This is a genomic window from uncultured Thiodictyon sp., from assembly GCA_903837595.1.
Taxonomy (GTDB): domain Bacteria; phylum Pseudomonadota; class Gammaproteobacteria; order Chromatiales; family Chromatiaceae; genus Thiodictyon.
Genome location: CAILVI010000160.1, coordinates 1 through 1,870 on the forward strand (window position 1 = coordinate 1; position 1,870 = coordinate 1,870).

A 1,870-nucleotide genomic window follows, 5' to 3' on the forward strand; every position below is an offset into this window, starting at 1 on the left:
CAGGTACAACATCTGGTCGGAAGGGCGCCAGCAACACTATCTATGGTATTGCTCCGCTATCAAAGGCTGTCGCTACGCATCAGTGACAGGAGGATAGGAAACTCAACAAACCAAGGCGACTCATGGGGCTAACAGTGTTGTTGGCCAGCACAGGTGGTGATTCAGCTTGGGGGGCTTTCCTGGCACATGAGGGTACCACACAATTCGCCCTATGAGCCCAAGTATCAAGCTCTTGGAGATTACGGCCAACCTCGGCTTACCGTCCAAGGCGAATTCCTACCGGCATCCTGCCGGAATGACGGAAGGCTCTTACTGTGTTTCGGGCGGTTACTAAGTAATTGTAATAAAATAGAAATGATCTTATCCTTGCGGGCCGCCAATACTGTGGATCTACGTCTGTTTCAGGCCGAATTGGTCAGCAGGTCAGCAAGGCCGAGAGCATGGGCTGAAGCAGTCCCCTACCGCGACACCGGACATTGTGCATGAACTGAAAGAAGCCCACATACAGCGGCAACTTTTCTTGGGAGATCCCACGATGCGGACGGAGCCAGGAGCGCAGCAGTGACCAAACGCCCTCCATGGTGTTGACATGCACCTCGTGGAAGCCATCGCCATCTTCATCGCGGGCGTACTCGCCTTGGCTGTGGCAGACCGTTTTATGACCATAACCCCACTGCGGCAGTCGGGCGTAGATATCGTATTCGTCCGTGTAGACCAGGGTCCCGGGGGCAATGATCGTCTGAATCAACGGTCGAATGGTCTTTTGCTGGACATTCTCCAACATCCGCAACACCACTTGTCCGCCACGCTCGATCATGCCGAAGATCGGTGGTTTTTCCTTCTCCAGCGTGCCACGACCAGGCGCCCCCTTCAACCGCCGACGGCGCCCTTTTCGCCCTTTCTTTTCAACCGCATCCGGGTGGCCCTTATGGCCAGCCACGACATAGACCTCGTCACATTCGACCTCACCCGACAAGCGGGGCAGCGGCGTCTTGGCGACGATGCCCATGCGCAGTTGCTCGGTCATGCGCTGCACATCATCCTCATTCAGGTCCAATTCGTGAGCAATCTGGCAGTTCGATTGGTTCAGGCCCATCAGGTACAAGCAGCCAATCCAGGCATCCAACGGCTGATGGCGGCCGGCGAAGATCGTCCCGGTCAAGTCGTCGAAGTGGCGTCCACAGTCCTCGCAACGATATTTCTGGCGGGCTGGCTGCGTGGTGTCGTGCCCTTGTTTGCTCACCTGCAACGACTCGCAATGTGGACACATCACGCCCTCAGGCCAGCGCAATCCACGCAAGACGTCGTAACACTTGGCGTCGTCCAACAGCGTTGTAAGAGAGATCATGAGCCTGATTCCGAGTCCTGCAAACCTCACTGGCGGCCCGCTAGGATAAGGCGAATTTCATATTTTTACAACAACTTAGTAGCCGCCTGAAACGCAGGAAGAGCCTCATATTATATCACCACTGATCTGATCGGCTCATCGACGACAGCGCCAGAAACATCGGTGGAAGAGCCGGTCGCGATCGGGGTGTGCCGCTGCGCAACCGATCGCGATCGTCGCCGGGCTCCAGCCGCCGACTCCTCACGCCCATCAGGAGTCGCGGGGAGCCGACTCCGGGGCCTCGCCGAAGCGTTCACGCATCAGGGTTTCGGGGTCCGCGCTGGCGATCCGCGCCACCGCCTGGCGGAGCTTACAGAAGGCACTGAACATGGTGTTCGGCCGCCTGAACGGCGCCTCAATTACACGCGACTGGACCCGACATTGCGGTGTAGCCACGCCGACCGCGCCTCGCCACCCGGCCCGTGTCGGATCGCACAAACCCATCGACCACCAACCAGAGGTATCGAAGATGAAGCTCTATTA

Annotated in this window: 1 protein-coding gene; it reads right to left on the reverse strand. The window is 57.8% G+C overall.

Annotation, left to right across the window (positions count from 1 at the left end; translation table 11 throughout):
• Positions 1-415 precede the first annotated feature (415 nt).
• Positions 416-1,348, reverse strand: coding sequence for an IS1595 family transposase (locus QZY44_RS08650; RefSeq protein WP_295445094.1), 933 nt, complete (start codon positions 1,346-1,348; stop codon positions 416-418).
• Between the last annotated feature and the right edge of the window lie 522 nt (positions 1,349-1,870).

Coding starts and splice junctions, on each gene's coding strand:
- QZY44_RS08650 (WP_295445094.1), bottom strand. CDS start 1,348: ATGATCTCTCTTACAACGCTGTTGGACGACGCCAAGTGTTACGACGTC.